The organism is bacterium, assembly GCA_018814885.1.
In the GTDB taxonomy this organism is placed as follows: domain Bacteria; phylum Krumholzibacteriota; class Krumholzibacteriia; order LZORAL124-64-63; family LZORAL124-64-63; genus JAHIYU01.
Genome location: JAHIYU010000016.1, coordinates 1 through 13,039, shown reverse-complemented (window position 1 = coordinate 13,039; position 13,039 = coordinate 1). Strand labels below are relative to the sequence as shown.

The window sequence follows — 13,039 nt, the reverse complement described above, 5'->3', positions numbered from 1 at the left end:
GTGATCGACGGCGCGGACGCCGGCCCACTGCCGCTGGACGCCCCGGTGGCCCTGGCCGACGGCTGGCACACGGTCACGGCGGAACTGCCGGGCATGCTGCCGATGCGCCGCAAGTTCGTGGCCGAGGGCGCGCACCAGACCATCCGCCTGCACCTGCGCCTGATGCCCATGAGCCGCAAGTTCGCCGCGCTGCAGAGCCTGATGCTGGCGGGATCCGGGCAGCGCTACGTGGGACGGCCGACCCTGGGCTGGATCCTGACCGGCGTGGAGGTGGGCGGCCTGCTCACGGCCCTTGTCGCGGATATGAACGCCCAGAACCGCAAGGACGAGTACCTGCTGGCCCTCGACGCCTACGGCGCGGCCTTCCTGCCCGACGACCTCGCCTATTACCGTACGCGGGCCGAGGACAAGCACGCGGGCATGCGGAGCGCCCTGGACCTGCGCAACGCCGCGCTGGCCGCGGCGGCGGGCGCGGTAGCCGTCAGCGTCCTGGACGCGTGGCTGCGCTTCCCGTCGGCGGAGATGGGCCCGGGGCCGCGGCCCGCGCCGCCCCCCGACCGTATCTCGCTCGACGCGCCGCGGCGGACCGCCTGCGGCGACGGTTTCCACGTCGGCTGGCGCCTGAGCTTCTAGGAGTACGCAGATGTCGATCGAGACGAACCTTCCGCGCGCCTGGCCCGCCCTGCTGGCGGCGCTCGCCGTCCTGGCCCTGGCCGCAGGCTGCACCCAGGAGCCCGCGGCGCCCTCCTACGACAACCCCCTCGATCCGGACGGCCCCTATCAGGGCGACCCCTTCGGGATCGTGGCCGTCTATCTGGACGGGGGCGTGTTCGTGACGTGGACCGGCCTGTCCCTGGCGGGCATCGTCGGCTACGAGGTGCTGCACAGCCTACAGCAGGGCGGGCCGTTCAGCGTCGCCGGGTCGGTGGAGTACCCGACACATGCGTACACGCATGCCGGTTACGCGCCCAACCGGAACAACTATTACAAGGTGCGCGCCGTCGACATCAACGGCTCCAGCTCGGCGATCAGCTCCGTGCGGGCCGCCGCGCTGATGGCGCCGCCCTACCTGCGCCTCGGCGAGACCGAGGCCGCGGCCTCCCGCAAGCTGGACCTCTTCGTGCGCGCAGCCGTCGGCGACAGCGCCGAGCTCAGCGCCGCGCCGGACTTCGCGTCCGGCAGCTTCCACGTCTTCGACCAGGGCGGCGAGGTCACCGTGCCCTGGGACCTGGGCGCGGCCGACGGCAACGGCGTCTGGAAGCACGTCTACCTGCGGGTGTACACGGGCGGCGCGGCCGGCGCGGCCTGGCACGACTCCATCGAGGTCGCGTTCGCGCCGCAGCTGCAGCTCGCAGGCAACGTGACGCAGGTCGCCAGCATGAACCCCGTGCTGGAGATCCTCGGCGACGGCGTCACGCTCATGCGCTTCGCCGACGACCGCCGCAACCTGCCCGCGGCCGCCTGGCTCCAGGGCGACACGCTCTACGCCGGCTACCTGCTCGACGCCGCCCCCGACTCCCAGCGCGTCTTCGGGGAGTTCACGTGCGACTTCGGCTTCACCCGCGTGGACAGCCTGCTGGCCGTACCCGGCAACCTCGACGGCGTCACGCTGCTGATCAACGGCGGCGCCGAGTCGACGCCCGCCCTGGCGCTGACCCTGCAGGCCGTGGCCGTCGCCACCCGGATGCGCTTCGCCGAGAGCGTCGGCGCGCTGGCCGCGACGGCGTGGCAGGACTACGCCCAGACGACGACCTTCACGCACGGCGGCTGCGCGGGCGGTCTGGTCAAGACCGTCTACGGCCAGTTCCGCAACGACTGGTTCGATCCCGCCCCCGTCTCCGCGTCCATCCAGTGGCTGCCGGCCGAAGTGCTGGACGTCACCATCGCCGCGGCCGACACCGTCGCGGGCGGCGCGGTAGTGGCCGTCACCGGCACGGCCGTCGCGGGCACCTGCGGCGACCCGCTCGACGCCGTCGAGTTCGACGGAGGCGGCGGCTGGCAGATCGCGGCCGGGCTGCAGGCCTGGAGCATCGACTGGACGGCGCCGACGGTGGTCGAGCACACCACGCTGATCCTGAGCGCGCGCGTGCTGGCCGGCGCCGAGGCCGACACCGCCACGGCCGAGGTGGTGGTGGCGCCGTAGTTGCATCACAAAGACTAAATGCCGTAGACTTAACCGTGTGATCCCAGCCCTCGCCCGACATCCAGGAGGGCGCCATGTTTCGCCTCGGTCCGCTCGCCGCCATCTTCGCGATCGTCTGTCTGTCGTTCGTCGCCTGCGACGACGATGCGGTCGCGCCGCCGGCCGGGGAGCCGCCCGCCCCCCTGCTGGACGGGCCCTGGACCCTGCGCCTCAGCCCCCGGTCAACCGTCGACGCCTTCCTGGTGCCGGGCGCCTTCGCCGCGGCCGCGGACACGGTCGTCTTCTCCACGGCGCAGGGCGACTTCACGGGCGACGTGACCGGCCGCCGCGTGACCCTGGCCGTCCGGTGGGAGGAGAACGAAAGGCCCTGGGAGATCGACATGACCTTCGACGTCGCCGCGAACGGCGAGACCCTCACCGGCACGTTCGGCGGCTTCGGCAAGCCCGCCGGCGGCGAGGACATCGAGGGCACCCTCTTCGGCGCGCCCGGCGACGAGATCCCGCGGATCGACGTTTCCGTCTCGCCGTCCTACATCACGCTCCCGCCGCAGGCGAGCCTGCAGCTGCTGGCCCGCGTGACGGGGTGCGACAACCGCGCCGTGACCTGGAGCCTGTTTCCCGCCGGCGCCGGCTCGCTGGACGGGGCCGGCCGCTACACCGCGCCCGGGTCCGCGCCGGACCCGCCCCTGGTGACGATCACCGCGACCAGCACGGTCGACATCGGGGCCAGCGGCGATGCGGCCGTCAACATCGAGGTCCCGCCGCCCACCTGCGACTTCGTGCACGGGAACTGGGAGGTCCACATCCTGATCGAGACCGCCGACGGCTTCCAGGACGATTGCTACGATCTGGCGTACTGGTTCTTCGTCCAGGACGAATGCAGCCTGACCCTGTACGACCGGGGCAGGCAGGTGGAGCTCGGCATGACAGGCGCCTACGCCCAGGGCGTGCTGCAAATCCCCAGCGCCCAGTACACCTACGGCCTCCACTTCCGGGACGGCGTCGAGATCGCAGACGGCTCCGGCATCGAGTATCTGAGCCTGTTCGAGCCCACGGAACCGCACTACCGGCCCGTCCTGGGCTTCAAGCTCGTCACCGACTAGAGCCGCACGACCCGTCCGGCCTCCTTCTGCAGCCCGATGATCTCGATCATGCTGGACTCGCGCCCCGCCGCGAGCCGGTCCTTCAGGTCGAACCAGTCCAGGCAGGTGCCGCAGCTGAGCAGCTCCACGCCGGCCGCGCTCAGGCCGCGCAGGTCGTCGAGGGCGTTCGACCCGGTGCAGCACAGCCTCACGCCGTTGTTCATGAAGAGGATGTGCGACGGCAGGCCGCCGCCGGCTTTCGCGAGGTTCTTGATCGCCGCCAGCATGAGGGCCTCGCCGAGCTGGTCGTCGCCCCGGCCGAGGCGGTCGCCGGCGACGAATACCACCGTGTTGTCCATGGTCTCTCCCGGGGGATGGGTAGGGGCGGGATCATCGGCGGCGGACCGCTATTTGACAAGCACGGCCTTGCTGACCCGATCGCCCGCGACCGTGCGCAGCGCCAGGAAGTAGGCCCCGGCGGCCACGACGCGGCCCGCGCTGTCGCGGCCGTCCCAGGTGACGACGTGGCGTCCGGCGGCCAGGATCCGGTCGCGCAGCACGCGCACCTCGCGGCCGCGCACGTCGAAGACCCGCAGCGAGACGGGGCCAGTCACGGGCACCTCGAACTCCACACGCGTGCTCGGATTGAAGGGGTTCGGCGCGCAGTGCAGGGTCGGCCGCGCCCGCGGCGCGTCGTGGGCGGCGCCTCCGTCGGACACGGCGGTGGTCCCGGGCATCCAGACCTCGCGGTCGGGCCAGTCCTCCACGGTCACCCGGTCGAGGGCCTGGATCTCGGACACGCCCAGACCCCGGCCGTCCTGCAGGGTGAAGGTGAGGCGGAGGTGGCGGCCCGCGTCGGGCGCGGCGGGCAGGATCCAGAAGGGGAAGGCCAGACGGCCGCCGGCGGGCAGCGCGTCGTAGGCCGAGGAGTGGGCGTAGCCCCAGTCCAGGAAATTGCCCTCGGGATGCCACACCTGGTCGTGGGTCGCCTCGCCGAAGGGACGCCAGCTCGCGCCGTCGTCGGAGATCTCGGCGGCGATAGCGGCCGGGTGGCCGAAATCGGGATTGGGCTGCTGGGTACTGACGCGCAGGGCGGCCACGTTCTGCTGGGCGCCCAGGTTCAGGGTCACCACCAGCGGCGCGCCGGCCTCCCACAGGGCGCCCTGCTCCTGGACGACGCTGTGGTTCCAGTAGGTCGTGGGCGGCGTGATGCAGCCGTTGGTCAGGTCGCCGCCGTCGTCGGGATTCGAGGACGAGGCGGGGCGGCTGACGGTGTAGGGGCGCCCGCGCGAGACGTCGTCCAGCCAGTCGAAGCGCACCACCTGCTTGTCGTAGCCGGCGCCGGGGCCGGGGTCGCCACCGAGGTAGCCCGCGGCGACGGGGCCGTCCACCAGCCGCAATCGCACCCAGTTCATCCGCGGGTCGCGGTCGCCGCCCACGTTGACCAGCCACATGTCCTGCGCCGCGTCCACGACGCGCGTGTGGGCCCGCGTCACGGTCCGCTCGCCGTGGAACTCGGTCCAGTTGAACGTCACCTCGACGGGCGCGAAGGACGGGTCGCGCGGTTCGTGCAGCACGGTCATCAGCAGGTCCTGGATGCCGGTGGCCTGCCAGACCTCGGGCGCGGTGCTGCCGATGTCGAAGCGCAGGCGCACCTCGTGGGCGGCCGGCGGGGCGGCGGCGGAGACGAAGAGACGGCCGTCCCAGGTGCCGGACGACGCGGCGCCGAAGGAGTCCGCGGCGATCCGCGCGCCGCCGTCGAAGGCGTGGGACAGGTTCACGAAGTCGTCGGGCGTGTTCATGCGGGTGACGAAGCTGCCGCCGTACTCCACGCGCGTCATCGGCGTGGGCGTGGACAGCCGCCAGGTGACCTGCGCGGGCGCGGCGGACGAGGCGGGGCGCAGCAGGGCGCGATGGAAGGCGTCGGCGTCGGCCAGGGCGTCGATGTTCTCCCAGCTCTCGGCGGTGTCGCGGTAGCGGCCGCCGCCCCCGTCGTCGTGCAGGACGGGCCAGAGGGTCTGGCTGGCCAGCTGTTCGCCCAGGGCGAAGCGGACCTTGTTCTCGCCCATCTGGAAACGGGGCAGGGTGAAGGCGTTGACCTGGGTGAGCGTCGTCACGCGCACGGCGTCGAGGCCGCAGCCGCCCGGGTCGGCGGCCGCGCTCATCTCGATGCGCAGCAGGTATTCGTGGGCGCCGCCCACCAGCGACGGCGCCAGCGCCACCTCCTGGTCGAAGGCGCCGGCGGCAGGCGCCGACCAGATCTGCGTCCAGTTGATGCCCGCGTCGCGCGTGAAGAGCAGCCGCACCGCATCGCCCGCCGCGTCGCGCCGTCCCTGCAGTCTCACGAAGCCGGAGGTCGCCACGTTGGCGGCGTCGACCTTCAGGTCCAGGCGCGCCGTCTCGCCCGCGGCCGCCGGCCGCAGGTTGGGGCCGGGCCCGGTCTCGCTGACGTGGACGACGCCCGCCTCGTCGTGGATGGACAGGCGGTAGTCGACGCTCGTCAGGTCCGGCTCGTGATGCCAGACGCCCGTGCCGTGGAAATCGCCGACCGGCGAGGTGGCGTGGGGATCGCTCGTCCCCGCCGGGCGATAGAAGTCCTCGCTGTCGCCCAGGCGCTGCCAGTAACGCGTGTACTCGTCGCCGGGACGCAGGTGGAGGCGGTAGCGCCAGCCGTGGCGCACGTGGGTGAACCAGTCCTGGACCACGAAACCGGAGATGTACGAATCGGCGCCGTTGCGCAGGGTGCGCACGTAGTCGACGGGCTTGTCGCAGGCCTTGCGGTAACCCCAGGGGTAGCTCAGGTCGCCGGCGCGCGCCGGATCGACGGGATTGGTCATGCATTCGGGCGCGGCGTGGTACAGGTAGTAGCTGCCGGGCTCGGGGCCCGCCGCGCCCAGGGCCAGCGAGAGCGGACTGCTGTGGGCGGCCTGGATGTCGGCGCAGGACGCGACCAGGCCGTCCGGCTGCAGGGCGTAGATCACCATGGACGTGTCGAACATGTGCCAGTCGGCGCCGCCGTCCCAGGAGACCTCGGCGACCGTGTGGTCGCCCAGCTCGACGTAACGATGACGCCAGGCCCCGCCCATGGCGTCGACGAAGGACGTGTAGTAGCCGGCCACGTAGCCGCAGAAGGTGTTGGCGTAGCTGTTGTAGAAGTAGATCGGATCGAAGAGCGGGCGCCCGTCCTCCCGGGTGGCGTGCGTCTGACGGTGGCCGCGCACCATGAAGCGCCAGATCGCGATGGCCTGGTCCTGGGGATCGTCCCAGATGCCCGTGGCGGACTCCAGGAAATCCTCGCGGCTCGTGTAGTCGGGCGTGCTGTCCGTGTAGAGGTGGATGTTGTGGACGGACGCCGCCGCGGGAAACGCCGTCGCGACGACGAGCATCAGGGCTGCGATCAACAGGGAACGCGTGCGCTTCGGATGGTGCATCATGGCGCACATGATAGCAAAAATGCGAATCTCAGCGACGAAAAAATACCGAAAGGGGCCCGGGATTGAGGTCCCGAACCCCTCGATCGCGTCCCCGGCGCCGCCTATTTCAGCAGGGCCAGCTTCTGGATGCGCAGGGCGCCGTCCACGTTCAGGCGCGCGAAGTAGATGCCGCTGGGCAGGTTGCGGCCGGTCTCGTCGCGCCCGTCCCAGCTGCGCTCCTGCCAGCCCGCCTCCGGCGAGGCGGACAGGTCGCGCACCAGGCGGCCGCGCTGATCGTAGACCGACAGCCCGACCTCGCGGGCGCCGGCCGGCACGTGGTACTTCAACGCGGTCACCGGATTGAAGGGGTTGGGCGAGGCGGGGCGCAGCATGGCGGGCAGGCCCGCGCCCGGCAGGTCGCCGACGCCGACGGCGTACTCGCCGGTGATGGTGATCTCGTCCACCCACCAGCCGATGCCGCAGTAGCCGCCGTCCTCGGCCGACCAGCCCTCGTCGGAATCGAGCCGCAGGCGCAGGTCCAGCACGGCGAAGCCGAACGCGTTGGCGCAGGCGGAGATCGCGGACGTGGGGATGGCCCAGGTGTCGGTCACGCAGTCGCTGTAGCCGCCGAAGGAGGCGATCTCGTACCAGGCGACCTCGGGGTCGCCCGCGCAGCGCACCTCCAGGCGAGCGAAGTCGTAACCGACCTCGAGATCGTAGCGGTGGCGCAGGCTGACGGTGGCGCCGTCGGAGACGCCGACCGTGCGCCACGTGAAGTCGTTCCAGTTGTTGCCGTATCCCGGCGGGCACACGTAGTCCGCGTCGTCCAAGCCGAACCAGAGGCCGCCCGCGCCGCCGCAGCTCCCGCCCTGGGTCAAGTCGTGGTGGACGTAGCCGCGGCAGAAGAGCCAGCCCTCGCTGTCGGTCTCGAAGGTCCAGGTTAAGGACTTGTCCGGCGAGACCGCGGGGAGCCGCTTGGCGCCGACGAGGAAGTCGGCCGTCACGTCCTGGCCGGCCAGGGCGATGTTCTCGATGGCGATGCCGGACGCGTCGCAGAAGTAGTCCTCGGCCGGCGGGATGGTGTCGTCGGCGAAGCGATCGCGGTCGCGCGGGCCGATCCAGTCGGTGGAATCGAGGCTGGCGGTCGACCAGCCGGGCCAGGCGTCGCCGTTGTCGCCGCGGTTGTACTGGTCGAGCCAGAGCTGCAGGGCGTAGTCGCGCGGTCCGTCGAGGTGCTCCATCCAGTCGCCGGGGGCGTGGAACCAGGGGCTGGCCTCGACGATGTCGACCAGGCGGTGGTTGTCGTTGGAATTGGCGCTCATCGACTCGTCCACGTGGGTGATGATCATGCCCTGGGGCTGGGGCAGGCCCAGATCGACCTGGCGTCGGGTCAGGCCGCCGTCGAAGCCGATCGGCTGGCGGTTCTCGACCAGGAAGAACTCGTCGCCGGCGGTCGCGCCGCCGCGGAAGATGCGGTAGGCGACGGCGCTGGTCTCGACCGGCGGCAAGGTCGCGCCCAGCTGGTCCGCGGTGACGACGTTCGGCGTCAACCAGCCCAGCTTCCACTTGCTCCAGGCGGTGAGGTGGGCGGGGCTGCTGCCCACGGGATCGCCGCTGCGGCGGCACCAGGAACCGCCGCTCATCAGGCCCCAGTCGCCGATGCCGCTGGTGCTGTAGTCGGTGTCGTAGAGATCGGGCAGCCCGAGCACGTGGCCGTACTCGTGGGCGAAGACGCCGATGGTGATCTGGGCGCCGTCCGAGAGCATCTCCGGCTCCACGGAATAGCGGTAGATCCCGACGCCGTCGCCGGTCGACAGCCCCCCGTAGAAGGCCCAGGCGTGGGACCAGATGTCGTTGTCGTCGCCGGTCTGCTCGCGGCCGGGGCCGGCGTGCACGAAGAAGAGGGCGTCCACGTAGCCGTCGTCGTCGCCGGAGTCGGGCACGCCGTCGGGACCGTCGTTGTCGTACTGGCTGTAGTCGATGACCGGGTCGAGCTGGGCGACGGCCGCGGCGATCATGTCGCGCACCTGGCCGTAATCGGTGGGCGCGAAGGCGGCGTACAGACCGCTCGAGGTGTGCCAGCCCGACGCGAGCCCGGTCACGCCGTACTGCCCGTAGCTGTTCTCCAGGTAGAAGTCGTTCACGCTGCCGGTGGCGTAAGTGCCGGCGGAGAACATCATGTCGTTGTAGGCCGAACCCGGGTGGGCCACGCCGTCCGCCGGATGGTCCGTCCACTGGAAGAGGATCAGCAGGCAGGAACCGGTGCCGGTCACCTTGGCCGACTTGCCCGCGGCGATCTCCGCGAGGGTGAGGCGATAGAGATCGGCCTCGGGCTCGCCGCCGCCGGCGAGCTTCGCCACCGCGGCGGGACCCAGCCGCGAGAGCAGATCGGGGTCGGCTGCGACCGGGGAAGGCCCTCCGTGGTGGCCGCCATGGGCCAGGGCGGTACCCGCCATGAACAAGAGGGCGATCGAAAGCGTCAGCAGGACAGCGCAACGCATGGGATCCTCCGGGTGTGTGGGCTGGCTGGGGACTGCGGGATCCCCCTCCGTGGTCGTGTCGGGCCGATCGGAAAGGCCGGCCCGATAAGCCGGACCTCCTGTCCGGCAGGGTGATGTTACGTACCTCGTATAAGTATATCACCTTTCTCGCCAAGAGGATAGTGGCACCTGTCGATAATGGCAGCATATATCATTAAAACATTATTATATTGTGTTCGAATTTTATTGACAGAGCATATTCCACCGATAGATTGGGAGTTGGATACCTGATAATCAGAGATCGATTCGCTCCCGTTTCAAATGCTCCGCTTCACCGACGCGAAGGAGACCGCGATGAAGAGAAACCTGGTCCTGCTGACGACAGCCGCGCTCGTGCTGCTGCTGGCCGGTATCGCCTCGGCCGACGAGAAGAAGGCCGAACCCGAGAAACTCGACGGCAAGGAGCTCTACAAGGCCGACTGCAAGATCTGCCACGGCGAGGACGCCGACGCCGGCGAATACACCCCCATGTTCCTGATCATCGAGCAGTGGGAACGCTTCTTCGACGAGAACTACCTCGAGACCCACCGGGGCCTGGCCGTGTCCGCGGACGACACGACCAAGGTCGTCGACACCATCACGCCCGCGATGCTCAAGGCCATCCGCAAGTTCTGCGTCGACGGCGCCGCCGACTCCGAACATCCGATGACCTGTGGATAGCCCCGTTCGTTCTACCCGGAGGAGCAGAACCATGAAGAAGATTCTCGCACTCGTGGTGATCATGGCCGTCGGTACGGCCATGGCCGCACAGGCCGCCGACGCCGACCTGGAGAAGAAGATCAAGGATCTCGAGAAGCGCCTGCGGCTGGTCGAGCGCAAGGCCGCCACCGACCGCGTCGACTTCACAGGCGACTTCCGCTTCGAGGCCCACAACATCGACGCCGACATCCCCGACTACATGGACGGCATGGCCCTGCAGAACGTCATGGCGCAGACGCTGTTCTACTTCGGCGCCAACGGCACCCTGCCCATGGCGTCGCCCACCGCCATGGACTTCGCCGCCCTCGGCACGTACGTCATGCAGAACGGCGGCAACTACATGGCCTACGCCAACTCGCTGACGTTCGCGGGACTGCGGGGCGGCCTGCAGGACCTGCTGACCGCCATGGCCGTGATGAACGGCATGGATCCGGCCACCCTGACGCCAGAGCAGTGGGCCGGCCTGCAGGACGGCGCCATGCAGTTGATGCTGGCCGCCCCCGGCGTGATGCAGGGCGGTTACGACTGGAAGAACGACATCCTCTACACCAGCCGCCTGCGCCTGAACATGAACGCCAAGGTGGCCGACGACGTGTCCTTCGCCGGGCGCCTGTCCATGTACAAGCCCTGGGGCGACAGCACCGGCCTGCAGGTCTTCAACGGCCAGAGCAACAGCCTGAACATCGACGGCAACACCACACGCGTGCCCAACAGCGACATCCTGCGCGTGGACCGGGCCTACTTCAACTGGAACAGGATCGGCGATTCCTCGCTGTACCTGTCCATCGGCCGCCGCCCCAGCACCGGCGGTCCGCCGCTGCACCTGCGCGAGGACGAGATGCGCGGCGGCACGCCCCTGGGCTCGGTCGTCGACTTCCAGTTCGACGGCATCACCGCCGGCTTCGACGTGCACGAGAACTCCAAGCTGCGCCTGTGCTACGGCCTGGGCTACGAGTCGGGCTTCGGCTCCGCCGAGAACCTGCGGCGTCCCGCCGACCGGCTCAAGGACGCCCACTTCTTCGGCTTCAACTGGGACGTGTGGAGCAAGGGCGAGAACTTCGTCCAGGCGACCGTCCTGCGCGCCTTCGACGCGACCGACGGCTTCAACGGCGTGGTCGTCCTGCCCGACAACCCCGTCAGCGGCGACGCCATCGGCGCGCCCATGGTCATGCGCTTCACGCCCTCGACCAACCTGGGCGACATCGACCTGGCCAGCCTGCTGGTCATGCGCGAGTGGAGGGGCTTCGACTTCTTCGCCAGCTACAGCGTCATGAAGTCGCACCCCGAACTGGTGACCACGCCCTTCGGCGGCCTCTTCTGCGATCCCTTCGAGACCCCCGAGGAGCAGACTGGCAAGATGGCCTACGCCGGCGCCCGCTACAGCTTCGCCGACGAGAAGACCAAGGTCGGCCTGGAGTACAACAAGGGCAGCAAGTACTGGTTCAACTTCAGCCAGGGCGCCGACGACATCGTGGCCCCGAAGACCGGCACCCGCGGCGAGGTGTGGGAGGCCTACCTGACCCACCGCGTCGACAAGCGTTTCATCGTCAAGCTGGACTACATGCACTATGCTTACGACTACTCGGGGTCGGGCTGGCACCTGGGCGCGCCCAAGGACCTGAACGACACGCCGATCCTCGGCTACCCGACCTACAGCGCGGTCAACCAGATCTCGCTGAGCACGTCGGTTCGTTTCTAGGAGAGCGGTCATGAGAAACGCGATCACGCTCCTGGTGATCCTGGCGGCCGCCGGCCCCGCGTGGGCCGGCGACACGCCTGCGTACACGCACCAGGAATATTTCGAGCATTACGAGGGCACCGTCACCTGCCTGGAATGCCACCGGGAGGAGGCCGAGGCCTTCTTCCATTCGCAGCACTACCAGTGGACCGGCGAGACGCCCGACATCGTCGCCGGCGGCGGCCGCCGCCTGGGCAAGCTGAACACCATGAACGACTTCTGCACCGGCCCCGGCGCCAACTGGATCGGCAACGTGACCAACAGCCAGGGCAAGGTGCTGGCCCAGGGCTGCTCCAAGTGCCACGCCGGACTGGGCCTGCGCCCCGAGCCGACGCTGTCGCAGGAGCAGCTCGAGAACATCGACTGCCTGATCTGTCACGCCGACGGCTACCGGCGCGACCTCTACGACGATGCCGCCGGCACCCCCGAGTGGCAGCCGATACTCTGGCGCAACCAGTATGGGCTTGACGCGGTCTCCAAGCGGATATCCATGCCGAAGCGCAAGATGTGTCTCCGCTGCCACTCGGGCGCCGGCGGCGGCCCCAACTTCAAGCGCGGCGACATCGAGTACGCCCTGGCCGAGTGCGACCGCGCGTACGACGTGCACATGGGCGCCGACGGCGGAGACATGGCCTGCGCGGACTGCCACGCCGGCGAGGACCACCGCGTCAGGGGCCGGGGCGCCGACCTGTCCGGCACCGACGCCCCGGGCCCGCGGCTGAGCTGCGAGGAGTGCCACGAGGCGGCCCCCCACGGCACGAAGGTCCTGGACCACCACGCCACGCGCATCGCCTGCGCCGCCTGCCACATCCCGACCTTCGCCAGGACCGACCCGACGGACATGTCCCGCGACTGGTCGACGCCCGTCTACCACGAGGACGCCGACAAGTACTCGGCGACGATCGTCTTCGAGAGCGACGTCACGCCCGCATACGCCTGGTGGAACGGCAGGACGCGCCACCAGCTCATGGGCGAGGCGGTGAAGGTGCAGCAGGACGGCACCGTCCACATGATGAGCCCCGAGGGCTCGCAGAAGGACAAGCAGGCGAGGATCCATCCCTTCAAGCTGCACCGGGGCTGCCTGCCCGTGCTCGCGGACAGGCGCTGGCTGGTGCCCATCGGCGTGGAGGAGTTCTTCGCCGACGGCGACATGGACAAGGCCGTGCACGAGGGCGGACATCACCAGTACGGGCTGGAGGACTTCGCGTACGACTGGGTGGATACCCGGCGGTGGATGGGGATCTTCCATGGGGTGGTGCCCAAGGAGCGGGCGCTCGCGTGCCTGGATTGTCACGTCGAGGGCGGGCGCATGGACTGGGTGGCGCTCGGGTACAGGGAGGATCCCGTACTGAAGCGCATGAAGTGACGTCGGGCGTCGTGTGGCGGCGCGAGCGGTCGGGAACCCCGCTACGCCCGCTCGCGCC

At 69.8% G+C, this 13,039-nt stretch carries 9 protein-coding genes; 6 read left to right on the top strand and 3 right to left on the bottom strand.

Annotation, left to right across the window (positions count from 1 at the left end; genetic code table 11):
- The 3 genes from KJ554_00880 to KJ554_00870 all read left to right on the top strand — a co-directional run.
- Positions 1-633, top strand: a 633-nt coding sequence (locus KJ554_00880) for a hypothetical protein (protein ID MBU0740885.1), incomplete at its 5' end; no start/stop codon positions are given.
- Positions 634-643: 10 nt separating this feature from the next.
- Positions 644-2,143, top strand: a complete 1,500-nt coding sequence (locus KJ554_00875; protein MBU0740884.1) for a hypothetical protein — start codon at positions 644-646, stop codon at positions 2,141-2,143.
- Between the two features lie 74 nt (positions 2,144-2,217).
- Positions 2,218-3,246 (top strand): hypothetical protein, encoded by a 1,029-nt coding sequence (locus tag KJ554_00870; protein ID MBU0740883.1) that lies wholly within the window; start codon positions 2,218-2,220, stop codon positions 3,244-3,246.
- On the opposite strand, the gene yedF is transcribed toward KJ554_00870, so the two are convergent.
- From yedF to KJ554_00855, 3 genes are all read right to left on the bottom strand, one after another.
- Positions 3,243-3,584: a sulfurtransferase-like selenium metabolism protein YedF gene (gene yedF / locus KJ554_00865; GenBank protein ID MBU0740882.1), complete on the bottom strand. Its 342-nt coding sequence runs from the start codon at positions 3,582-3,584 to the stop codon at positions 3,243-3,245. The two genes, KJ554_00870 and yedF, sit on opposite strands and share 4 nt — an antisense overlap.
- Before the next feature lie 48 nt (positions 3,585-3,632).
- Positions 3,633-6,656, bottom strand: coding sequence for a hypothetical protein (locus KJ554_00860; GenBank protein MBU0740881.1), 3,024 nt, complete (start codon positions 6,654-6,656; stop codon positions 3,633-3,635).
- 104 nt (positions 6,657-6,760) lie between these two features.
- Positions 6,761-9,139, bottom strand: a complete 2,379-nt coding sequence (locus KJ554_00855; GenBank protein MBU0740880.1) for a M6 family metalloprotease domain-containing protein — start codon at positions 9,137-9,139, stop codon at positions 6,761-6,763.
- 333 nt (positions 9,140-9,472) lie between these two features.
- Between KJ554_00855 and KJ554_00850 the strand changes: the two genes are divergently transcribed.
- From KJ554_00850 to KJ554_00840, 3 genes are read left to right on the top strand one after another with little or no spacing between them, the layout of a single operon-like run.
- Entirely contained in the window at positions 9,473-9,838 is a 366-nt protein-coding gene (locus KJ554_00850) for a cytochrome c (protein ID MBU0740879.1), read from the top strand.
- A 31-nt stretch (positions 9,839-9,869) separates the two neighbouring features.
- Complete coding sequence (locus KJ554_00845) at positions 9,870-11,576, top strand: DUF3373 domain-containing protein (protein MBU0740878.1); 1,707 nt, start codon at positions 9,870-9,872, stop codon at positions 11,574-11,576.
- 10 nt (positions 11,577-11,586) lie between these two features.
- Complete coding sequence (locus KJ554_00840; protein MBU0740877.1) at positions 11,587-12,981, top strand: hypothetical protein; 1,395 nt, start codon at positions 11,587-11,589, stop codon at positions 12,979-12,981.
- Positions 12,982-13,039 lie beyond the last annotated feature (58 nt).

Excerpts from the sequence above, each read along its gene's own strand:
- KJ554_00840 (MBU0740877.1), top strand. The coding sequence starts at position 11,587 with ATGAGAAACGCGATCACGCTCCTGGTGATCCTGGCGGCCGCCGGCCCC.
- KJ554_00875 (MBU0740884.1), top strand. The coding sequence starts at position 644 with ATGTCGATCGAGACGAACCTTCCGCGCGCCTGGCCCGCCCTGCTGGCG.
- KJ554_00855 (MBU0740880.1), bottom strand. The coding sequence starts at position 9,139 with ATGCGTTGCGCTGTCCTGCTGACGCTTTCGATCGCCCTCTTGTTCATG.
- KJ554_00870 (MBU0740883.1), top strand. The coding sequence starts at position 2,218 with ATGTTTCGCCTCGGTCCGCTCGCCGCCATCTTCGCGATCGTCTGTCTG.
- KJ554_00850 (MBU0740879.1), top strand. The coding sequence starts at position 9,473 with ATGAAGAGAAACCTGGTCCTGCTGACGACAGCCGCGCTCGTGCTGCTG.
- KJ554_00845 (MBU0740878.1), top strand. The coding sequence starts at position 9,870 with ATGAAGAAGATTCTCGCACTCGTGGTGATCATGGCCGTCGGTACGGCC.
- KJ554_00860 (MBU0740881.1), bottom strand. The coding sequence starts at position 6,656 with ATGCACCATCCGAAGCGCACGCGTTCCCTGTTGATCGCAGCCCTGATG.
- yedF (MBU0740882.1), bottom strand. The coding sequence starts at position 3,584 with ATGGACAACACGGTGGTATTCGTCGCCGGCGACCGCCTCGGCCGGGGC.